This is a genomic window from Neorhizobium sp. T25_27, from assembly GCF_002968565.1.
GTDB classification, from domain to species: domain Bacteria; phylum Pseudomonadota; class Alphaproteobacteria; order Rhizobiales; family Rhizobiaceae; genus Neorhizobium; species Neorhizobium tomejilense.
In genome coordinates this window covers 201,642-223,074 of record NZ_PVBJ01000008.1, presented here as the reverse complement: position 1 = coordinate 223,074, position 21,433 = coordinate 201,642, and the positions used below count along the sequence as shown (strand labels likewise).

Annotated in this window: 20 protein-coding genes; 11 read left to right on the top strand and 9 right to left on the bottom strand. The window is 62.8% G+C overall.

Translation table 11 applies throughout. From position 1 onward, the window contains the following. Positions 1-256: 256 nt before the first annotated feature. On the top strand, positions 257-2,179 hold the full coding sequence (locus C5J24_RS21865) for a methyl-accepting chemotaxis protein (protein ID WP_105401544.1): 1,923 nt from the start codon (positions 257-259) through the stop codon (positions 2,177-2,179). A gap of 33 nt (positions 2,180-2,212) precedes the next feature. Here C5J24_RS21865 and C5J24_RS21860 read toward each other — a convergent pair whose 3' ends face one another. Then, on the bottom strand, positions 2,213-3,145 hold the full coding sequence (locus tag C5J24_RS21860) for a GlxA family transcriptional regulator (RefSeq protein WP_105420905.1): 933 nt from the start codon (positions 3,143-3,145) through the stop codon (positions 2,213-2,215). A 95-nt stretch (positions 3,146-3,240) separates the two neighbouring features. Between C5J24_RS21860 and C5J24_RS21855 the strand changes: the two genes are divergently transcribed. Continuing rightward, complete coding sequence (locus C5J24_RS21855) at positions 3,241-4,392, top strand: DJ-1/PfpI family protein (RefSeq protein WP_105420903.1); 1,152 nt, start codon at positions 3,241-3,243, stop codon at positions 4,390-4,392. A gap of 53 nt (positions 4,393-4,445) precedes the next feature. Then, positions 4,446-5,675 (top strand): flavin-dependent oxidoreductase, encoded by a 1,230-nt coding sequence (locus C5J24_RS21850; protein WP_105420901.1) that lies wholly within the window; start codon positions 4,446-4,448, stop codon positions 5,673-5,675. A 17-nt stretch (positions 5,676-5,692) separates the two neighbouring features. On the opposite strand, the gene C5J24_RS21845 is transcribed toward C5J24_RS21850, so the two are convergent. The 7 genes from C5J24_RS21845 to C5J24_RS21815 all read right to left on the bottom strand — a co-directional run bounded on the left by C5J24_RS21845 (position 5,693) and on the right by C5J24_RS21815 (position 12,049). Beyond that, positions 5,693-7,135, bottom strand: a complete 1,443-nt coding sequence (locus C5J24_RS21845) for an amidohydrolase family protein (RefSeq protein ID WP_105420899.1) — start codon at positions 7,133-7,135, stop codon at positions 5,693-5,695. 78 nt (positions 7,136-7,213) lie between these two features. Continuing rightward, positions 7,214-7,597, bottom strand: a complete 384-nt coding sequence (locus C5J24_RS21840; protein WP_105420897.1) for a hypothetical protein — start codon at positions 7,595-7,597, stop codon at positions 7,214-7,216. After that, positions 7,594-8,454, bottom strand: coding sequence for an extradiol ring-cleavage dioxygenase (locus C5J24_RS21835; protein WP_105420895.1), 861 nt, complete (start codon positions 8,452-8,454; stop codon positions 7,594-7,596). Before C5J24_RS21835 ends, C5J24_RS21840 begins: the two co-directional genes overlap by 4 nt. 39 nt (positions 8,455-8,493) lie before the next feature. Beyond that, positions 8,494-9,678, bottom strand: a complete 1,185-nt coding sequence (locus tag C5J24_RS21830; RefSeq protein WP_105420893.1) for a CaiB/BaiF CoA-transferase family protein — start codon at positions 9,676-9,678, stop codon at positions 8,494-8,496. A 9-nt stretch (positions 9,679-9,687) separates the two neighbouring features. Next, positions 9,688-10,500 carry a citryl-CoA lyase gene (locus tag C5J24_RS21825; protein ID WP_105420891.1) on the bottom strand — a complete coding sequence of 271 codons (813 nt, stop codon included), beginning with the start codon at positions 10,498-10,500 and terminating at the stop codon, positions 9,688-9,690. 21 nt (positions 10,501-10,521) lie between these two features. Continuing rightward, positions 10,522-11,097 carry an NADPH-dependent FMN reductase gene (locus C5J24_RS21820; protein ID WP_105420889.1) on the bottom strand — a complete coding sequence of 192 codons (576 nt, stop codon included), beginning with the start codon at positions 11,095-11,097 and terminating at the stop codon, positions 10,522-10,524. Between the two features lie 136 nt (positions 11,098-11,233). Then, positions 11,234-12,049 (bottom strand): IclR family transcriptional regulator C-terminal domain-containing protein, encoded by an 816-nt coding sequence (locus tag C5J24_RS21815; RefSeq protein WP_105420887.1) that lies wholly within the window; start codon positions 12,047-12,049, stop codon positions 11,234-11,236. 120 nt (positions 12,050-12,169) lie between these two features. Here C5J24_RS21815 and C5J24_RS21810 point away from each other — a divergent pair, with 120 nt between their 5' ends. From C5J24_RS21810 to C5J24_RS21790, 5 genes are read left to right on the top strand one after another with little or no spacing between them, the layout of a single operon-like run. Next, positions 12,170-13,438, top strand: coding sequence for an amino acid ABC transporter substrate-binding protein (locus tag C5J24_RS21810; RefSeq protein WP_105420885.1), 1,269 nt, complete (start codon positions 12,170-12,172; stop codon positions 13,436-13,438). Positions 13,439-13,491: 53 nt separating this feature from the next. Further along, the gene (locus tag C5J24_RS21805) at positions 13,492-14,370 is read left to right on the top strand and encodes a branched-chain amino acid ABC transporter permease (RefSeq protein WP_105420884.1); all 879 of its coding nucleotides are present in this window, start codon (positions 13,492-13,494) and stop codon (positions 14,368-14,370) included. Continuing rightward, on the top strand, positions 14,367-15,317 hold the full coding sequence (locus tag C5J24_RS21800; RefSeq protein ID WP_105401533.1) for a branched-chain amino acid ABC transporter permease: 951 nt from the start codon (positions 14,367-14,369) through the stop codon (positions 15,315-15,317). Before C5J24_RS21805 ends, C5J24_RS21800 begins: the two co-directional genes overlap by 4 nt. Beyond that, positions 15,314-16,027, top strand: coding sequence for an ABC transporter ATP-binding protein (locus C5J24_RS21795; protein WP_105420883.1), 714 nt, complete (start codon positions 15,314-15,316; stop codon positions 16,025-16,027). Before C5J24_RS21800 ends, C5J24_RS21795 begins: the two co-directional genes overlap by 4 nt. Next, positions 16,020-16,751 (top strand): ABC transporter ATP-binding protein, encoded by a 732-nt coding sequence (locus C5J24_RS21790; protein ID WP_205836964.1) that lies wholly within the window; start codon positions 16,020-16,022, stop codon positions 16,749-16,751. Before C5J24_RS21795 ends, C5J24_RS21790 begins: the two co-directional genes overlap by 8 nt. A 58-nt stretch (positions 16,752-16,809) precedes the next feature. Here the strand turns inward: C5J24_RS21790 and C5J24_RS21785 are convergent, their stop codons facing one another. Next, on the bottom strand, positions 16,810-17,433 hold the full coding sequence (locus tag C5J24_RS21785) for a TetR/AcrR family transcriptional regulator (RefSeq protein WP_046610378.1): 624 nt from the start codon (positions 17,431-17,433) through the stop codon (positions 16,810-16,812). Positions 17,434-17,695: 262 nt separating this feature from the next. Between C5J24_RS21785 and C5J24_RS21780 the strand changes: the two genes are divergently transcribed. From C5J24_RS21780 to C5J24_RS21770, 3 genes are read left to right on the top strand one after another with little or no spacing between them, the layout of a single operon-like run. After that, entirely contained in the window at positions 17,696-18,556 is an 861-nt protein-coding gene (locus C5J24_RS21780) for a xanthine dehydrogenase family protein subunit M (protein ID WP_105420881.1), read from the top strand. Beyond that, a complete protein-coding gene (locus tag C5J24_RS21775; protein WP_046631867.1) occupies positions 18,553-19,050 on the top strand; it encodes a (2Fe-2S)-binding protein in 498 nt (165 codons plus the stop codon). Before C5J24_RS21780 ends, C5J24_RS21775 begins: the two co-directional genes overlap by 4 nt. Then, the gene (locus tag C5J24_RS21770) at positions 19,047-21,416 is read left to right on the top strand and encodes a xanthine dehydrogenase family protein molybdopterin-binding subunit (protein WP_105420879.1); all 2,370 of its coding nucleotides are present in this window, start codon (positions 19,047-19,049) and stop codon (positions 21,414-21,416) included. Before C5J24_RS21775 ends, C5J24_RS21770 begins: the two co-directional genes overlap by 4 nt. The last annotated feature ends 17 nt before the right edge of the window (positions 21,417-21,433 follow it).

Genomic DNA, 21,433 nt, shown 5'->3' with positions numbered 1-21,433 from the left:
CAGTCCATTGTGCGTCGCAACAAACAAGATTGCCTTCTGCCGCCTTTGGTTAAGCACTGGTGAAAGCCATCCTGGAGGTCCGGATGTGTCGTTGATGCGCTGCGGCAAGAGTAAGATTTTATTATGAAAAAGCGCTTATGAAAAAAGGAGGATCAAGTTCGATCACCCTGCGCATGATGTGCACCGTCCGGCACGGCTCCGGCATTTTTCACTTTTCGATGCACTGTCGCTCTTTCAGCGTTTTTCGAGGTATCTGATGCTCAAGAATTTAAAGATTAAAACAAAATTTCTCATGGCGATTGCCATCCTCGCGGTCATTTCCCTCGCAGGCCTGATGTATGTCACCAGCAGGTTCAGCGCCGCCAACGAGGCTTATTCCGGCTTCCTGCAGAAGGAAAGCAACGCTGCCACCTTCGGGCCCCGCGGCGCTGCCGGCATGTGGACCGCGACGACATGGCTGAGCCGCGCGCTGGCCCAGGAGCCGGCAAGCGCGGCGTTCCAGGATCTTTCCGGCCGGTTTTCCAAGGAATTTGCCGGCGCCCGCGACCGGTTGAGCCAGATCCCGGCGCTGGTTCCGAGCCGCAAGGCCGCGATCGACGAACTGCTTGCCGGTGCGGACGCGTTGAAGGCGGTCGGCGACGATCTTCTCAAGGCCCATACCGCAGGCGACAAGGAAAAAGTCCGTACGCTTTCCGCCAAGCTCGATCAGGCCATCGTCGATCTCTCGCCGAAATTCGGCGCCAATAACGGCGCCATGGCGGAAATCCTCAACAACGGCGCCAAAACGCTGAGCCAATCGGTTTCCAGCACGATCACCTATGCGATCTGCGGCATGCTTTTCGGCATCGCGATCGCCGCCGTCCTGTCCATGACCATCGCCCACAAGGGCATCACCGCGCCGATGGCCCGCCTGCGTGAGCGTATGGCTTCGCTGGCTGCCAGTCAGACGGAAGCTGCCGTCGACGGCCTCGACCGCAAGGACGAAATCGGCGAGATGGCCAAGGCCGTCGCGATCTTCCGCGACAACGCGCTGGAGCGTGCCCGCCTGGAACGGGAAGCCGAAGACAATCGCGGCCTGTCCGAGCGCGAGCGCATAGAGCGCGAAACCCAGAAGACGCGCGAAGCCGCCGAGATCAAGTTCGCCGTCGACAATCTGGCGGAAGGCCTGAGCCATCTGTCTGACGGCAATGTGTCCTATCGCATCGAAAAGCAGTTCACCGCGACGCTGGACGGTGTTCGCAACGATTTCAACGCCTCGGCGACCAAGCTGCAGACGGCCCTGGAGCAGGTGGCGGAGAATGCCCGCAGCATCCAGGCCGGTTCGGCGGAGATCAAGGCAGCCGCCGACGATCTGGCCAAGCGCACCGAGCAGCAGGCAGCTTCCGTCGAGGAAACCGCCGCAGCTCTCGAAGAAATCACCACCACCGTCAAGGACGCCACCAAGCGCGCTCAGGAGGCCGGTGCGCTGGTTGCCCGCACCCGCAGCGGTGCGGAAAACTCCGGCGAGGTCGTCCAGCGCGCCGTCAAGGCGATGGAACAGATCGAGAGGTCCTCGGGCGAGATTTCCAACATCATTGGCGTCATCGACGATATCGCCTTCCAGACCAATCTTCTGGCATTGAACGCCGGCGTCGAAGCGGCCCGTGCGGGCGATGCCGGCAAGGGTTTTGCCGTCGTTGCCCAGGAAGTGCGCGAACTCGCCCAGCGCTCCGCAAAGGCCGCCAAGGAGATCAAGGCGCTGATCACGACGTCGAACGAGCAGGTGAACGCCGGGGTGCAGCTGGTAGGCCAGACCGGACAGGCGCTGGTAACGATCGTTTCGGAAGTGCAGGAGATCAACCGGCACGTCAACGCGATCGTGGAGTCGGCCCAGGAACAGTCTTCGGGCCTTCAGCAGATCAACACGGCCGTCAACCAGATGGACCAGGATACCCAGAAGAATGCCGCGATGGTCGAGGAATCGACCGCCGCAAGCCATGGTCTCGCCAGGGATGCGGCATCGCTCAACGAGCTGCTGTCCCAGTTCAAGCTGCCCGGCCAGCGCCACGTTCCGCGTCCGGCCGATCGCCGCGACACGCCGGCTGCCTCGCCGGCCCGCAATCTGGCCCGCAGGGTTGCCACTGCCTTCTCCGGCGGCTCCTCGGCCGCTGCGGTCAGCAACGATTGGCAGGAGTTCTAGGCGCGTCTTTGACCGGCTATCTGCGTCCGAGCGCTACTTGTATCCACGCCTGAGCGCCTGCGGGGGCTGTCCCAGGCTTCTCAGGAACGCCCGCCGCATTCGCCCGGCGTCGCCGAAACCGGCGGCCTCGGCAATATGTTCGAGCGGCGCGTGGGTGGTCTCGACCGCCATCCGCGCCGTTTCGAGCCGCAGGCGTTCCACAGCTTTGGCGGGTGTCATGCCGGTTTCGGCTGCAAACGCCCTGGCAAAGTTGCGCGGGCTCATCGCCGCCTGGTCGGCGAGCCGCTCGACGGTCAGCCGTTCGGCCAGATGCTCGCGCATCCAGCCGATCAGCGACAAGAACCTGCCCGTGTGTCCGCCGAGGTCGACAAGTGCCGAAAACTGCGACTGGCCACCCGGCCGGCGCTGATGAACGACGAGCTGCTGTGCCGCCCTGCGCGCAATGTCCGGCCCCAGGTCATCTTCTATGAGAGCAAGCGCCAGGTCGATACCGGCGGAAATGCCGGCCGAGGTCCAGACGTGACCGTCCCGGACATAGATGCGTTCGGCATGCATCTCTATCTTGGGGTAGCGGCGGGAAAAATCGTGCGAACTGTTCCAATGGGTGGTGGCGCGGCGCCCGTCGAGCAGCCCCGCTTCGGCGAGCAGATAGGCTCCGGAACAAACGCTTGTCACGCGCCTTGCATCCGTGCGCTTCAGCCATTCGAGAATTTCGTGCACGGCCTCCATGGAGCGGATGATCTCGCCGCCCGAGATCATCACCGTGTCGAAAGGCCCGTCCGCGAGCGGGGCTGCCGACAGTTTGAGGCCTGACGAGCTCTCGATTTCGCCGCCGCCCGGCGCCATCAGCACCAGGTCGTAACTGCCCGGCCGGAATCGCTCCGCCATCTCGAAGGCCGACGTCGGCCCGGCCGCATCGAGAAGCTGGAAACCCGGATGCACCACGAGAGCGATTGTGCGAGCCATGGCAGTTTTTGCCCGATTAATGTCATTTCAGTCAGACGATAGCAGCGGTAACTTTGCCTGCAAACAGAGGCAACCGATCGATCGGCGAAACTACCATGAAGTGGCGCTTTGTTCTTGCTAGCGGGCTGGGGCTTGCCGCGGTCTTCCTGGTGGTCGCCGGGGGCTGGATGGTCTCCCTGCCGTCCGGCTCGTCCGCCGGCGAAGCCAAATCTATTCCCGGCGAGGAGACACGCGCCACGGTCGAGGCCTTGAAGCCACCCAAACGTGACCGTCCGGTGATCGCCATCGTCGGCATCAACGACGGGACGGAGATCACCGACTACCTGATGCCCTACGGCATCCTGCGCCGCGCCGATGTGGCCGACGTGGTGGCATTGGCGACGCAGGCCGGGCCGATGGTGCTCTATCCGGCGTTGAAGGTCGAACCGCAGGCGACGATCTCGGAATTCGACAGACAGCATCCGGAAGGCGCCGACTACGTCATCGTCCCGGCCATGGTGCGCGAGGATGATCCGGCAGCGTTGGGCTGGATCAGGAGCCAGGCAGACAAAGGTGCGATGATCATCGGCGTCTGCGTCGGTGCCAAGGTGGTTGCGGCCACCGGCCTTCTCGACGGCCGAAAAGCCACGACCCACTGGTATTCGCTGGAGGCCATGCTGGAGGAACATCCGAGCATCCGCCACGTTGCCGACCGCCGCTTCCTCGTCGACGGTCGCGTTGCGACGACGACCGGCATCAGCGCCTCCATGCCGATGTCGCTGACATTGATCGAGGCGATCGCCGGGCGTCAGAAAGCTCAGGCTGTCGCGGCCGATCTGGGCGTCGCGGATTGGGATGCGCGACACGATAGCGGCGCCTTCGCCTTCACGCGGCCCTTCGCATTGACGGCAATCGGCAACTCGCTCGCCTTCTGGAGCCGGGAAACGCTCGGCATCGAACTGTCTCACGGCGTGGACGAAGTTTCGCTCGCTCTCGTCGCGGATGCATGGTCGCGCACTTATCGCTCGCGCGTGGTGACCTTCGCAGCCGGTGCGGATGCGGTGGAGAGCCGCAGCGGTATCCGCATCATTCCCGACGAGGTGAACACAACCGCGTCGGCGGTGCGCGTACCCGGAGCGCCGCTTGGCCGCAAACCGGCGGATGCGCTGGATGAGACGCTGAAGGCCATCGCCGAGCGCTATCGGGAAAACACGGCCGATTTCGTCGCCATGCAGCTCGAATACAGGAGACGAGTGACGCCGCAGTAGATGGTCGCGGTTTACGGTTTCGCGCGTCTCGAAACGGGAGGAAGGAACCAGTCATGAAGGCACTCATCGCAGGCGCCGGCATCGGCGGATTGACGACCGCACTTCACCTTCACGAGGCCGGGATAGAGGTTGAGATCTTCGAACGCGTCGGCGAGGTTCGCGAACTCGGAGTCGGCATCAACATGCTGCCGCATGCCGTGGCCGTACTGGCCGATCTCGGGCTGCTGCCTGGCCTCGACGCTGCAGGGATTCGTGTTCGGGAACTGATTTATACCAACCGTTTCGGCCAGGTCGTGTGGCAGGAATTGCGCGGCCTGGATGCCGGTCAGGAGGCGCCGCAGGTCAGCATCCATCGCGGCAAGCTGCTCGGCGTGATCCATAGGGCGGTGATCGCCCGTCTCGGACCCGACGTTATCAGGACCGGTTGCCGGGTGGACGATTTCGAACAGACGGAAGACGGCGTCGTGGTTCGTCTCGGCGGACAGGACGGATGGCGCGGCACGGCCCGGGGGGATCTGCTGATCGGCGCCGACGGCATCCATTCCATGGTCCGGGCGCAGCTTTATCCCGATGAAGGGGCGCCGATCTGGAGCGGGATCATGCTATGGCGCGGCGCCACGCCCTGGCCGATCTGGCGCGACGGCCGAACGATGGCGATCGCTGGCGGCAATTTCGCAAAATTCGTTTATTATCCGATCGGAGCCGATCCCGCCGAGCCTGGCATGCGGCTGACGAATTGGGCCGTGATGGCCAAGGTGGGCGAGCCCGGCACATCGCCGCTACGCCGCGAGGATTGGAGCCGGTCCGGTATTCCGGACGACGTGCTGCCCTTCGTCCGCGATCGGTTTCATCTCGATTTCGTCGATCCCGCCTCCATCATCCAGGCGACCGAAAATTTCTACGAATATCCGAATTGCGATCGGGAGCCTTTGCCCCGCTGGTCGTTCGGGCGGGTCACACTGCTCGGGGATGCGTCCCATCCCATGTATCCGGTCGGCTCCAACGGCGCGAGCCAGTCGATCCTCGACGCCCGATGCCTTGCCGGACATCTGCGGACGCAGGATGAAATCGAGGCCGCCCTTTCCCGCTACGACGCGGAGCGCCGCCCTGCCACGTCGGAAATCGTCCTGGCGAACCGCCGGGGCGGACCCGAGGGTGTCATCGACATGGTCGAGGCCCGTGCGCCCGACGGTTTCGACGACATCGACGCGGTGGCCTCGTTCGAAGAACGCAAGACGGTCGTCCGCGGCTACGCTACGCTCGCTCGTGGACGGGACCGGTGAGCATGGCGGCGGATCACTCAGAACAGATCCGGCCTGATCCCGGCGGCGTCCAGCAGGAAGTCGCGGCTTGCCTCCAGTTCCGACCTCAGCCTGGCGATGTCATGGCCGAGCAGCGTGCCCTGCCACTTGCGGATCTTACCGGCGCAAAACACCGTTGAGACGTTCGACCGCTCCATCAGCGTCACGACGGCGCCAGGGACGTGGTTCAGCGGGGCGACGTTGATGGCATTCGCATCGAGCAGGATGATGTCGGCTTCCTTTCCCGGTGTCAGCGTGCCGGTCTTGTGATCGAGCTTGAGGCCCCGCGCCCCTTCGATCGTCGCGAAGCGGATAACGTCGATCGCCGACAACAGCTTCGGGTATTCCTCGCCGCGCAACGCCTTGTCGTTCGCCAGCATTCGCTGCAGCGTGATCGCCGAGCGCATCTGGGTGAACATGTCGGCGGTCATGGTGCATTCCACATCCGTCGACAGGGACGGCTGAAGGCCGAGATCGAGCGCCTGTTGCAGCGGCGGGTTGCCGTGCCGCATCTGCATCTCGATGGGTACCGAGAGCGATATATGCGAACCCGCGTCCGCGACACGCTTCCAGGCCATGTCGCTCATGCCGGTCATGTGGATGAAGATATTGTCCGGCCCGAAACGGCCCGCCTCCGCCAACTGGTCGAAGACCGCCTGCATGCCGAAAGTGCCGACCACATGCAGCGCGACCGGGATGCCGAGTTCGCGTCCAAGCGCCCAGGCCTCCTCATGGAACGGCAGGTAGATTTCGCCGCCCATGACCATGGTCAGCAACTGGTCGTCGCTCGCAAAATGCTCGGCCTTGATGCGTCGGGCATCGCCCGGATATTTCGCGGCGTCGCCCCAGCCTTCGAAATAACCGAAGACGCCGCGCCGCCCGGCATCGCGAAGTGCGGTGATCGCCGCATCGGAATGTTCCGGCGAGTGGTGGATCTGGCTGACGTCCATGACAGTCGTCACGCCGGCGTCGATCTGGGACAGGCCGCCGAACAATTCCGAAATGTAGACATCCTGCGGCCGGTAGAGGACCGAGAACTTCTGGAGCATCCATTCGTAATAGTTGGCCGCACTTTCCGGCCGCCCGTCATTGATCAGGATCGCGTCGGCAAGCAGGCTTCGAAGCGCGGTCTCGAACTGGTGGTGATGCGTGTCGACGAAGCCGGGCATCACGATCATGCCGGAAGCGTCGATAACTGCGGCCTCCGGCGCGGTGATCGACGCAGCAACCTCGACGATCCGCGATCCGCGGATCAGCACGTCGCCTTTGGAAAAATTGCCGACGGCGCTATCCATGGAGAGCACGGCGCCGCCGCGGATCAGGGTCAGGCGATCGGGATCGCCAACGCCGACCGGCATGCTGGCCGGCGCGACAATGATCTTGCCGGAGCCGCTACCGAGTTCCGCCGGTGCATGCATCCGGTTATTGCAGAATCTGCACATGGTCTTCCCCTCCCGGCTTGAACTGATGATGCCCTCCGTCGCCGATGCGGCATCGGAGGCTCTGCTATGAAGCGTCTCTCAGCGTGCGGCTGCCTGCCACAACGCTATCGACGGGTAATCCTTGCCGTTCCAGTGCTTGAGCTTCTCCGCGAATTCGCGCTGGAAGGAGAGGGGACCGTGCTTGGCCATGTAATCCTCGTCATAGATCGCGATGAAGATCGTCAGCGACAGGAAGAAATGTGCGCCCATCTCGAACAGCGCCACATAATCGTGGTTGACGAGCGCCTCGCGCTCCGCGTCCGTGAGGGAGTTGACGGTCGAGATTTCCGCATCGTTCAGCCGCGGGCCGATCGACTGTTCCCAGCTGGCGACGAGCGAGCGCGGGTCTTCCTTGTAGCGGCGAAGCAGTTCCGGGTCGCGGTCGACGGTGAAGAGGAACTTGTTCACATAATACTTGCTCATGCCGCTGCTCCTTCCGGATACCAGGTGAAGTATGCTTCCATCGTGTGGAAGAGGTCCAGATTGTCATGATAGGCGGTCGGGACCGGCCCGGCGATGCCCATCATCAGGATCAGGTCCATGAAACCATGGGTCGCGTTGCCGCTTTTCGCCATGCTTTCATGGGTCACGTTGGCGAGGATTTCCTCGATATTGCCGGTCGACAGCCATTCGATCGCCTTGCGGTCGAATTCCGGATCCGGGCCGGTTTCCTTGAACTGGCGCGGTCCGCCGAGTTCGAGCGACAGATGTCCGCTGCCGACGGCGGCGATGCGCTTGTCGGACGGGAACTCCTCGATGATCTCGCGGATGGCGCGGCCGAGATCCCAGAAGCGCTTCGGCGAGGGCAGCGGCGGCGCGAAGATATTGGTATAGATCGGCACGACCGGCAGGTCGGCATCGGGGCGCGTGGTGATGATCGGGCAGATGATCGAATGGTCGAGCTTCAGTTCATGGCTGAAGGCGAAATCGAAACCGCGATCCATCAGGCCCTGGTGCATGAAGTTCGACAGTTCTTCATGGCCTTCCAGCACATATTTCGGAATGCCGAACTCACGCTCTTCATTATAGAAGGTCGCGTCGTAGCGCGGCGCCTTGCCGATCAGGAAGGTCGGATAGTTGTCGAGGAAGAACTGGTGGAAATGGTCGGCGCCGACCATGACCAGGATATCCGGCTTGGCGCGGGTCAGGGTCTCGCGATAGGCTTCGACTTTGCGTTTCCATTCCGCCGCCTGCGGCATCTGCTGTTCCGGCGGCATGGTTGTCGCCTTCAGGTAAAAAGGGTGGTGGGTGGTCGCAAGGACCGCTGCCAGGGTTGCCATCTTCTCCTCCGAATTTGTCCTGTCTATTAGACCGAATTCCTAACCCGCCACAGCCGCCGTCTCCGTTTCCAGTGCCGGCCAGGCTGTCGGATTGCCTTGCAGCGCCGAGCGGATCTCGTCTCCGTGCTGGTTGACGACCGGCGCGGCCCGCACCGTCTTTGCGTGTTCTCCATCGAACGAATAGGCTGGCCGAACCGTCTGCTCGGCACCTTCGATCCGGCCGGCGACCGGCACGAACATTTCCAGATGCTGCGCCTGCGGATCGTTCACCACATCCGGGATGGAGTTGATCGGCGCGAAGGGCACGTCGAACCTCGAGAAGCGCTCCACCCATTCCGGCCGGGTCCTGGTTGCGAAGATCGCGTTGAGCTCGGCGTTCAGCGCATCGTAATTGTCGATGCGCTTCAGCCGCTGCGAGAACCGTTCGTCCCTGGCGAGTGCCTCACCCTCAATCGCCTCGACCAGTGCGTCCCAGAACTTGTCGAGTGAGGACAGGTGGAAGGCAAACAGCTTATCGTCCTTGCAGCGGACGATGAAGGCCTGTGCGAGGCGCGGGCGGTCGACACCGCTCGGTTCTTCGCCAAGGGCGAAATAACCCATGAAGGGCTCGACCGCGAAATGCATCATGGCCTCGACCATGGAAATGTCGATGCGCTTGCCCTTGCCGGTACGGCCGCGTTCGATCAAGGCTGCGGAAATGCCGAGCGAGGCGTATATGCCGGTGATCGCATCGGCGAGCGCCGGGCCGATGAAGCGCGGTTGTTCGGGGTCGATCGAGACGCTGAGAAACCCGCTTACGGCCTGCGCGACGGAATCGTAGACCGGCCGCTGCGCATAGGGACCGTCCGGGCCAAACCCGCTGATCGAGCAGTAGATCAGCCTGGGGTTGATCTTCGACAGCGTCTCGTAGTCGGCGCCGATGCGGCCTGCCGCGCCGGGGCGGAAATTCTGTATGTAAACATCGGCCTGGGCGATCAGCCGGTAGAAGACCTCGCGGTCCTGCTCGCTTTTGAGATCCAGCCCGATCGCCCGCTTGTTGCGGTTATAGGCCTGGAAATGGGCGCTGTAGAAACCTGTCTTGAAGCTGCGATAGGGATCGCCATTGCCGGCCGACTCGATCTTGATGACATCGGCGCCGAGATCGGCGAGCATCATGCCGGCGCAGGGGCCGGTAATGAACGTGCCCTGTTCGACGATGCGGATTTGGTCCAGAGCTTTCAGCATGTCCGGGTCCTAGTTCTCGTTTGCCACGAAGCCGTCAGGCGCAGGGCCGTCGTATTCGATGGCGCTGGCGGCGGCGGCGGACATGACGAAGCCTATCGGCCTTGTCTGTTCCTCAAGCAGGTGACCGATCAGCCCGGCGGTGCGGGCAAGAAGCGGCACGCCCTTCAGGGCGAGCAGCGGGTAACCGGCGTCGAGCAGCACGCAGGGAATGGCGCTCGACACGTTCATGACCAGCGGCCTGCCGATGATCTCGGGGATGAGCCTTTCGACCGTCTTGGCGATCTCGCAATGAATGCCGGCGACGTCGAGTTCGCGGGCGATCGCGAGCAGGCGTTCGGCGCGCGGATCATGCCCCTTGTGAAGAGGATGACCGTAGCCGGGCACCGGTTTCTTCTGTTCCCTGTAACCGCGCAACAGCTTTTCGGCGGCGGCTTCCACCGACCGGCCGCTTGCTTCCGCTTCTTCGCGGATATCGCGGAAGAAGGCCCCCGAGGTCTCGGACGCGCCGAGGATAACCGACCCGCAGCCGAGAAGGCCGGCGGCGACGGCGCCCTGGACCGCTTCCGGCGAGGCGGCGAGCGTCATGCGGGCAACCTGCACGCTCGGCACCAGGCCGTGTTCGGCGATTGCCACCAGCGTCGCGTCGAGCATGCGGCGCTGTTTTTCGTCCGGCAGAGAGCCGGCGACCAGCAACCAGGTATATTCCGTAAACGAGATCGAACCGATCAGGTTGTCGACGAGGTCGTGGCCCCGCACGATGATCGTCTCGGGATTAGAGGTGCAGATCGCCTGGTAGGGCGTGGATTGCTTGCCGATTTTCATGCTGATGTCCTTGGAAAATGGTTAGGCTGCGACGCTCGCCTTGCCCGCGAAGCGGCTGGCCCATCGGTCGAACTGATCCATGAACTGCTGCAGGAAGAGGCGGGTTTCCTCATTGGTCACATCCCCTTCGGGGGTAATGAGGCCGGGCGGCAGATGGATAAACGCTTCCGGCAACCCCATCACGGCGACGTCGAGGCAGCCGAGAATGGCACGCAGGTGCTGCTGCGCCGCCGCGGTGCCGATCCGTCCGTAGGAAGCGCCGGTGATCGCCGCCGGCTTGCCGGCCCAGGCGCTGGTATCTCTGGGCCGCGAAGCCCAGTCGATGGCGTTCTTCAGCATCGCCGAGATCGAGCGGTTATGCTCCGGCGTGACGAAAAGCAGCGCATCGGCTCGCCCGATCTCAGCATTCAGCCGTTCGACCTGCGGGGGTGCGCCGGCATCCAGCACGTCCTGGTCGAAGATCGGCAGGTCACGGATCGTCACCCATTCGAACTCGACGTCGGGCTTTGCGAGCCGCGTCAGGGCAAGGGCGAGCAGTCTGTTGAGCGACGCCTGCCGTGCGCTTCCGACGATGACGGCGATTTGCAATCGCGCCATGAATCCCTCCCATGCCATTCTTAAAAGTATTCGCTTGGCGAATTTATATTCGTATAATGAATTTCGATGGCGCGGGGTGTCAAGCCCTGTCGCAAGAGCTTTGAAAAATTTCAGAGGAGGAGTTGGCTGTGAGGGATCAGCGGGCGGCGGGGTTGGCCGGCGCCAGTGAATGAACGAGCGCTGGAAAACGGCTGAACAACTGGGAGAGCCGGTTGGCCGCCAGCCGCAGTTCCGGCAGGCGCTGTTCGACCAGTTCCTCCGGCGTCAGCCGGGGCGTGTAGCCTGAGCTGTTGATCGCGCAGACGACCCGTCCGGTATTATCCTTGACCGGCACGGCAAGCGCGGTGATGCCATAATCGAGCTGGTCAACAGTGATCGAATAACCCTTTGCGCGGGTCTCGACGAGGATTTCCCGGAGTTCCGCCTCGTCGGTCACCGTGTAGTCGGTCAGCTTTACCGGCGTATAGGCCTCAAAAAATCGGTCCATCTCCTCTTCCGCAAGGGCCGCCATCAATACCCGGCCCATCGAGGTCGCGTAGGCGGGATAGGTGACGCCGAGGCTGGCATTGCGTCGCACGCCGCGGCTTTCGGAAAGATGGGCAATGTAGAGCACGTTCGTCCCGTCGAGCACGGCCATGTTGGCGGCATCGCCGAAAAGCGACGTGATCCGGTGCAGTTCAGGCGTGACCGCTTCTTCGACATTGAAGGCGTTCAGGTAGGCGGAGCCGAGGGTGAGGATGCGGGGAGCCAGGAGAAAATGCTTGTTGTGCCGGCGAATGAAACCGAGCGCTTCGAGCGTCAGGACATTCCGCCGGACGGTGGCGATCGACATGCCGACCTTGCGGGAAAGCTCGGCCAGCGTCATCTCCGGATCCTTGGCGTCGAAAGCCTCCAGGACCGACAATCCCCGTGCCAACGCCTCGACGAACTCGGGCGAATTGCTGTCAATCATCGGAATTTCTCCTGCTGCACGGCTTTTCGTTCGCACACGGGATTGACAAGCGCAAGACCTGCTGCCTATCGTTATGCGAATATTTATTCGTCTAGCGAATTTTCTTGGGAGGGAAAAGCTATGAAGACAAGGCGTCAGTTTCACAAGCTCATGGCGGTAACGGCTGCGGGTCTTGCCGCGCCGGCAATCCTGGGGCGCAAGGCATTTGCGCAGGACAAGCCGATCCGGGTCGGCGCCAGCGTGTCGCTGACCGGTCCGCTGGCGAGCACCAAGAACGGCCAGATCGGTTACGAGCTCTGGCGAGACGACGTCAACGCGGCAGGCGGGCTTCTCGGCCGCAAGGTCGAACTGGTCATCTACGACGACCAGAGCAGTGCCGCCAACGTGCCGGCGATCTATTCGAAGCTCGTCGACGTGGACGCCTGCGACGTGTTGTTTTCGCCTTACGGCGCCAACCTATCCGCGCCGGTCATGCCCTTCATCAAGCAGCGCGACCTGTTCATGATCGGCATGTTCGGCCTTGCCGGCAACGATGTCGCCAAGCACGACAAGTTCTTCCACAGCGGCCCGTGGGGGCCGAACTCCGGACGGGATTGGGCCCGCGGCTTCTTTGATCTTGCCAAGGCGCAAGGGGTCAAGAAGATCGCCATCATCAATGCCGACCTGGAATTTTCGAAAAATGCCGCCAAGGGCGGCGCGGAAGTCGCCAAGGAATACGGCATGGAGGTCGTGTTCAATCAGAGCTACCCGCCGAACACGTCCGACTTCTCTTCGATGATCCGCAACATCAATGCGGGGGACCCGGAGGCGATCTTCATCGCCTCCTATCCGGCCGACAGCACGGCGATCATCCGCGGGGTCAAGGAAATCGGTATTTCCGACAAGGTGAAACTCTTCGGCGGTGCCATGATCGGCCCGCAATACGGGGCGCTGCTCGGTTCGCTCGGTCCCGAACTCAACGGGCTGGTGAACTCGCATACCTTCGTTCCGGAGCCCACCATGCAGACACCGGCGATTAAGAGCTTTTTCGACCGGTATACGCCGATTGCCGTCAAGCAGGGCGTCGATCCGCTCGGGTTTTACATTCCGCCCTTCTATTATGTCGCCGGCCAGCTGGCGGCGGCTGCGATCAAGGGTTCGAATTCCGTCGATCCGGCCAAGATGGCAGCTTTCCTGCATGCCAACGCCGTCGAGACCATCGCCGGCAAGATCGCCTTTACCGAGATCGGCGACTGGAAGGAACGCCGCGTCCTGATGGTCCAGCTACGCGGCATCAAGGGCAACGATCTCGAACAGTTCCGCAATCCGGGCCATCAGGTCATTCTCGACCCGCCATCCCTGAAGACGGGCGACCTCGCCGCGCCTTATAACAAGGCGCGCGCCAGCTAATCCTTCAACCGATCCAGAGAGCCGGCGCAAGGCCGGCTCAAGGGCCCCTATCAATGCTATCGATCGACATTCTGCTGAACGCCATCGTGACGGGCATTCTGCTGGGGAGCGTTTATGCATCGCTCGCCCTGGGGCTCGGGATCACCTTCGGCATTCTCCACATCCCCAATATCGCCCATCCGACGTTCGTCGTCGCCGGCGCGTTCTTCGTCTATACGCTGACCCAATGGGGGATCGATCCGATCGTTGCGGCGGTGATCGGCCTTGTGCCTTTCTATCTTCTCGGGGTCGTGCTTTACGCCTTCTACTCGGCTGTTTTCGAGCGCAAGGGCGGCGCCAACGTACTGCAGAGCCTGACGCTGTTCTTCGGCCTTTCGCTGGTGATCGAGATCCTGTTGTCGCTCGGCTTCGGCTCCGAGCTCAAGTCCGTCAGCGTTTCCTATATCGGCTCGAGCCTCAAGTTCGGCGTCCTCACCGTTCCCTACCGGCTGCTGATCCCCGCGCTTTTCGCCCCCGTGACGATCGCTGCCGTGTGGCTTTATCTCAGCCGCACCAGTTCCGGCACGGCAATCCGCGCCGTCGCCCATGAGGAGCGGGCGCTTTCGATCGCCGGCCTCAACCCGGCCTCCGTCAAGCGGCACGCGTTCGGCATCGCCACCGCGACCGCCGTCATCGCCGGAGCCGCCCTGATCATGGTCGGCCCGATCGAACCCTTTGCCGGGCGCTACCAGATCGGCCGCGTCTTCGCGATCGTGGTGCTCGCCGGCATGGGGTCCATTCCCGGCAGCCTGGTGATCGCCATCATCATCGGCATCGCGGAGGCGCTGGTCTCCAGCTACCTCAACCCTTCCTGGTCCCCCGGCGTCGCCTTTGCGATCCTGCTGCTGGGCCTCGCCCTCCGCCCGCAGGGCCTGTTCGGAGCTGCGCGATGAAAAAGAATTCCCTCCTGTTCCTCGCGGGCGCCATCATCGTGCTTACGTTAGGCTTCCTGATGCCGTGGCTGCTCAGGAACCCGTTCTATTTCTTTGCCGGCTACGTGGTCCTTCAATATGTGACGATCGCCACAGGCTGGAACATTCTCGGCGGTTATGCCGGCTACATCAATTTCGGCGCGGCCGGTTTCTTCGGCGCCGGCGTCTATCTGTCGGCATTCCTGTTCACCACATTCGGCCTGCCGCTGCCGCTCTGCATCCTGGCCGCGGCGATTGTCGGCGCCGTTCTCGGCGTGCTGATGGGCTACCTGACATTGCGTATCCAGGGAGTCTATTTCGCCATCGCCACGCTCGGCCTCGTCGTCGTCCTCGAAACCATCGTGCACAATATCTCCGGGCTCGGCGGGGCGAGCGGCATGGCCGTCTACGCCCCGCGGCCGCCTGCCTGGAGTCCCGGGCCATCGCAATACAATTTCACCGTCATGGTGGTGATCGCGGTCGCCAGCGTTGCGCTCGCCCGCTGGGTGGAGATTTCCTGGATCGGCCGTGGCCTGAGGGCCGTGCGGGCAAGCGAGGACGCCGCGGAATGCTCCGGCGTGCCGACGCTTCGCCTCAAGCTGGTCGCCTGCGCCCTGAGCGGCGCGGTGCTTGCCGCGGCCGGTGCGCCCTATCCGTTCTACACGTCGTTTGTCGAACCGGTCACCGCCTTCAGCCTGATCATCGGTTTGAACGCCATCGCCATGCCGCTGATCGGCGGTACCCGAACCTGGGTCGGCCCGGTGATCGGTGCTCTTCTGCTCGCTTCGGTGCAGCAGATCGCCACGGTCACCATATCCTCCGAACTCAACATTCTCTTCGTCGGCGCGGTCCTGATCGCCTTCGTGGCCTTTGCTCCGGGCGGTATTTCCGATCTCTTCGGCCGCAATAAAGGCAGGGCAAGACCATGACGGAGCCGGTTCTCTCCCTCAGGGGCGTCGAAAAACGGTTCGGATCGTTCCGCGCGCTCGGTCCCGTCGATCTCGATGTCGGCGCCGGCGAGCGGCTCGGCATCATCGGCCCGAACGGTTCCGGCAAGACGACGCTCATCAACTGTATCACCGGCGTCTACCGTCCCGACAGCGGATCGGTGTTTTTCGAAGGCCGGGACATCTCGCATCTCCAGGCCCATAAGCGAGCCCGGATGGGCATCGCCCGCAGCTTTCAGATCCCGCGGCCATTCATCGGCATGACCGTGTTTGAAAACCTGCTCGTTCCACTCGACTACTGCCAGGTCGAGGGCAGCAAGCATGACCGGGCAAGGTCGGTGCTTGCGAGCGTCGGGCTGTCGGGCCGCCTCTCGGATCCGTCCGAAAGGCTGACCCAGCTCGAATTGCGCAAGCTGGAACTGGCCCGCGCGCTTGTCGGCAATCCGAAGGTCCTGATCGCCGACGAGGCGATGGCGGGCCTGTCGGAGGAAGAGATTGATGAAGTGCTGGCGATCCTTTTCGCGCTCAACCGGTCAGGCGTCGCGGTGATCATGATCGAACACATCATGCATGCGGTCATGCGCTTTTCGGAACGGGTCGTCTGCTTCGAGACCGGCCGCCTGATCGCGGCGGGAACCTCGTCCGAGATCGCCGAAAATCCGCTCGTTCAGAAGGTGTATTTCGGTGAATAGGCTGATAATCGAAAACCTGTCGGCCGGTTACGGCGCCGTCTCGGTTCTGCGAAAGGTCTCGCTGGAACTGAACGAGAGCGAGATGGTCGCGCTGCTCGGCATGAACGGCAACGGCAAGAGCACGCTGCTCAACTGCATCCTCGGTTTCGTGCGGGCGAGCGCGGGTCGGATCGTGCTCGAATGGAACGGCAAGAACACCGACCTCACGAAACTTCAACCGCACGAGATCGTCCGCCTCGGCCTGTCGATCGTCCCGGAAGGACGCCGCCTCGTGCCGAACATCTCGGTTGAGCACAATCTCAGGCTCGCCGGCAGCAACCCACTGGTCCGCGACCGGATGAAGCAGAACCTCGGCTACTGTTTCGAAACCTTTCCGTTGCTTCTGGAGCGCCGCAGGCAGATCGCCTCGACCATGAGCGGCGGCCAGCAGCAACTGCTGGCGATCGCCCGTTCGCTGATGACGGCGCCGAAGATCATCATCATCGATGAACCCTCGGTGGGCCTGGCGCCGATCGTCGTGCGCGACGTGCTGAATGCCATCACCCAGCTGCGCGAGAAGAGCAACATGACGATCCTGATGGCGGAGCAGAGTTTCTTCCAGGCAATCGACGTGTCGTCGCGCGCCTATGTGCTTGCCCATGGCAGCATTCAACGGGAGTTCAAGCGCTCGGACGGCGAGATCGCCCATGACGAGATCCGCCGCGCCATGCTGGGCGCACATTAGGGGCGGCACGACGGAACCGCCGAGATCATCGGCCCGGCGGCATTCAGGCGGATGCGCGCTAGGGTTTCCGTTGAACGATCGCCTTTGCGATTGCGGGGCCACCCAGCATGAAGCTTCTGACGCCGTCGCGGACGATGTCGTCGAGAGATTCCGGGGTGGGCGTCGCATAGACGAACCGACGGATCGCCAGATAGAAGATGCGGCCGTGGAGACCCCAGAACAATTCGGTCTCCCGCTCGGAAAGCGGCGCCTCGTCCGGGCCCGGCAGGCCCAGTTCGTGGCGGAGTTCCAGGCAGGCAGGCTCGACGATCTGCCGGCGCACGATGTCGAGATAACGCGTCGTGATGTCGAAGGTTTTGAGGCCGGAAAAGACGAAGATCCGGACCCAGTCGTAATGGAAGACACGTTCCACATATCGCAGATAAAATTCCGTCAGCCGGCTTTCCAGTGACCGGCCGCGGTCGATGATGAGGCCGGCCCAGCTATCGTCCCAGCGGCTGAGATAGACATGTTCGTAGACTCGCTCGATCAAGGCTTCCTTGCTGGGAAAATGCCGGTAGATCGCCGAATGGGTGATGCCGATGCGCTTGGCGAGTTCGCGGGTCTGGCCCTCGAAGCCATGCTCGGCGAAGAAGCGGACCGCCTCTTCCAGGATGAACTGTTCGCGCTCGTTCGCCCGCATGTATTGCTTGGGACGCCGCGGTTTTTCTCCGCCACCTTCGCGTTCAAGGCTCTTCTGCTGATCCGTCATGCCTGCCCTGATCTGCCATGCCCGTCACCGAGTCACCGGCAACTATTTCCCATAGCGATAGCGCGGCCGGCGTTTGAGACCAAGTGGTAATTTTATTTGAGACCAGTTGGTTATTTTTCTTGACCGACGCGTCGACCTGGGAAATATTGTAACCAAGTGGTCACAAATCCGGAGGGCCACGTGGGAGGAGCCGGTGAAGGCGAGAGCTTTCGATTACATGCGCCCGAAATGCGTGCAGGAAGCATTGGAAGCTTTCGTCAGCGCGGATGGTGATGCGAGCTATATTGCGGGAGGGCAGAGTCTCGTCCCGGCGCTCGCCCTTCGGCTGCAGGCTCCCGGCCTTCTCATCGATATCGCTCGCCTGGACGAACTGCGCGGTCTTTCCATCGCCGGCGGTCATCTGCGCATCGGCGCAACCACCCGCCACTGCGAAATTCTCGACTCGGATCTCGTGCGGGAACATGCGCCGCTGCTTGCAAAGGCGGCTCCTTTCGTGGCGCACCCGGCGATCCGTAACAAGGGCACATTCGGCGGCAGCCTGGCGCTTGCCGATCCCGCATCGGAATTTCCCGCCATGGCGCTGGCGCTTGATGCTTTCATTGAAATTGCCTCCGTTGAAGGCAGCCGCCGCGTTGGTGCCGGGGATTTCTTCATCGATCTCTATGAAACGGCGCTTCAGCCGGGCGAGATCGTCACCGCGGTATACGTACCCTTGGCAACCGCGAAAACCCGGACGGCCTTTGACGAACTGGCCCGTCGGCGCGGCGATTATGCAATCGTCGGGGCGGGCATCGATGCGGAGATGCAGGGCGGTTTTGTCGAACGCATGCGGATTGCCTTCCTTTCAGTGGGCTCGACGCCGGTCAGGGTGCGTGCGGTCGAAGCCGCGCTGACCGGGCGGCAGTTGACGCCGGAGGCGATCCGGCAGGCACAGGACGTACTCGGCACGGAGCTTGATCCGGTCGGCGACGAGCATACGCCTCCGGAGATGCGCCGGCATCTTGCAAGGGTGCTGCTCGGAAGGCTGCTCGGCCGGCTGGAGGCAAACCGATGAGCGGCAAGGTGGCGATTTCGCTGGCCGTGAACGGCGAGACAATCGAGGCGCTGGTTGCGCCGCGCACCACGCTTGCCGATTTCCTGCGGCAGGACATCCAGCTCACCGGCACCCATACGGGCTGCGAAATGGGCGTCTGCGGCGCCTGCCTGGTACTGCTGGACGACCGACCGGTGCATGCCTGCCTGATGTTTGCGGTGCAGGCCGATGGCTGCGCCGTCGAGACGATCGAGGGCCTGACCCATCGCAGAGCGATCGACGACCTCCAGAAGGCGTTTCATGAGCGCAATGCCTTGCAATGCGGCTTCTGCACTCCGGGCATGCTGGTGAGCGCCTACGGGATTCTGGCTTCCGGCGACGAGCCCGATCGCGACGGCATCCGTGACGCGCTCTCCGGAAACTACTGTCGCTGTACCGGTTACGAAGCGATCGTCGATGCGATCGAAACGACGGCGAGACAGCGCCGGCAGCATATGGAGGAGGAGAAGGCATGAACGCGTTCGCCGGCTCCATCGACAGGCCTAACTCCTATATCGGCCGCTCGGTATCGCGACCGAATGCCAAGCGTCTGCTCGAAGGCCGGGGGCGGTACGTGACCGACCTCGTGCTGCCGCGCATGTTGCATGCGGCTTTCGTCCGCAGCCCTTATGCGCATGGAAACATTGTTTCGATCGATATCGATGAGGCAAAGGCCCTCTCCGGCGTTCGCGCCGTCTTCACAGGTGAGGACCTGGCATCGATCTGCGCGCCCTGGACCGGAACGCTCGAGCATTTCAGCAACATGAAGTCTCCGCCGCAAGTGCCGCTACCTCTTGAAAAGGTGATGTGGTCAGGGCAGCCGGTCGTTCTCATCGTCGCCGACAGCAGGGCAATCGCCGAAGATGCCGCCGAGCTGGTGATCGTCGATATCGAGGAGCTCCCGGCACTGGCGGACCCGGTCGAGGCCATGTCTGCCCCGGCGATGTCGCAAGAGCTCGCCGACAATATCTGCTTTGCCACGAAACTCGACAGCGGCGGCGTCGAGGAGGCATTCGATGCAGCGGACACGACGGTCGAGGAGAGCTTCGTTTTCGGCCGGCACACGGCGGTGACACTCGAACCGCGCGCCATCGTTGCCGATTACGATCCGAGCGAGAACCGGCTGACTGCCCACCACGCGACCCAGACACCCTATCAGTTCCAGGATGTCTATTCCCGCCACTACGGCATTCCGGAAGCCAATGTCCGCGTCATCGCGCCGGATATCGGCGGTTCGTTCGGAATGAAACTGCATGTCTATCACGAGGAGATGGCGGTCGTCGGCGCGTCGATCCGGCTCGGTCGCCCCATCAAATACGTCGCCGACCGGATGGAATCCTTCGTCTCGGATATTCATGCCCGCGATCACCGGATAACCGGGCGTCTTGCCCTCGACAGGGACGGTCGCATCACCGCCATGGATGTAGACGACCTAACCGCGATCGGTGCCTTTTCGAGCTACCCGCGCACCAGCGCGGTCGAGGGAAACCAGGTCATCCGCCTGATGGGTGCCCCTTATGACTTCTCTTCTTATCGCGCCAATCTTTCGGTCGTGTTCCAGAACAAGGTGCAGACCAGCCAGTACCGCGCCGTCGGGCATCCGATTGCCTGCGCGGTGACGGAATGCCTGGTCGATGCCGCGGCGCGCGAACTCGGCCTCGATCCGTTTGAAATCCGCGAGCGCAATCTCATTCCGGACAGCAGCTATCCCCGCACATCGCCGACCGGGTACCAGTTCGAAAAGCTCTCCCACCAGGTCTGTCTCGCGCGGCTGAAGTCGATCATGAACTACGACGCTCTTCGTGCGGAGCAGGCCGATCAGCGGCAGAACGGCATCCTGCGCGGCATCGGTATCGCCCTTTTCGTGGAGATCACCAACCCGAGCCCGGCTTTTTATGGGGTCGGTGGCGCGCGGATTTCCGCGCAGGACGGCGCCATCCTCAAGCTCACGCCGTCCGGCGAGGTGCATTGTTCGATTTCGGTGACCGAACAGGGGCAGGGGACGGAGACCATCATCGGTCAGATCGTCGCCGACCAGCTCGGCATCGATCGTGAAAAAGTACGGGTGATGACCGGTGACACCGATACGACACCCCATGGTGGCGCCACCTGGGCCTGTCGTGGAGCGGGCATCGGCGGCGAAACGGCGCTGCAGGCGGCGCGCAAGCTGAAGGCAAATCTGCTCGCCGTTGCGGGTCTCATCCTGCAGGCGCAACCAGGCGAGCTTGATATCCGCGCCGACTGGATCGTCGAGGCGGTCACGGGCCAGCAGCGCGTTAGCCTTGCCGAAGTCGCGCGCATCGCCTTCTTCCGGTCGGACACGCTGCCGCCCGAAACCCAGGCGCAGCTTTCCGTTGTGCATCACTATGCGCCGCAGGGTTATCCGTTCGCATTCACGAACGGAGCCCAGGGCTGCCTGGTCGAAGTGGATGCGGAGACCGGCTTCGTGAAGATTCTCAAGCATTGGGTGGTCGAGGACTGCGGCCGTATCATCAATCCGCTGCTGGTGGACGAACAGGTGCGGGGCGGCGTGGTGCAGGGACTGGGCGCGGCCTTTTTCGAGGAATGCCTCTACAACGAGGAAGGTCAGCTCACCAACGGCTCGCTTGCCGATTACCTCGTGCCGATGGCCTGCGAGATGCCGGATATCGAGATTTCCCACGTCGAAACGCCGACCCGGGACACCGAACTCGGTGCAAAGGGCTGCGGCGAAGCAGGGACGGCGGCGGCATCCGCCGCTGCGATGAATGCCGTCAACGATGCGCTTGTGGGTCACGGCGCGGTGCTGACGCAGATACCGATGACGCCGACGCGCATATTGAGGGCGCTCGGCACGATCTGAATGCAACAACGATCCGA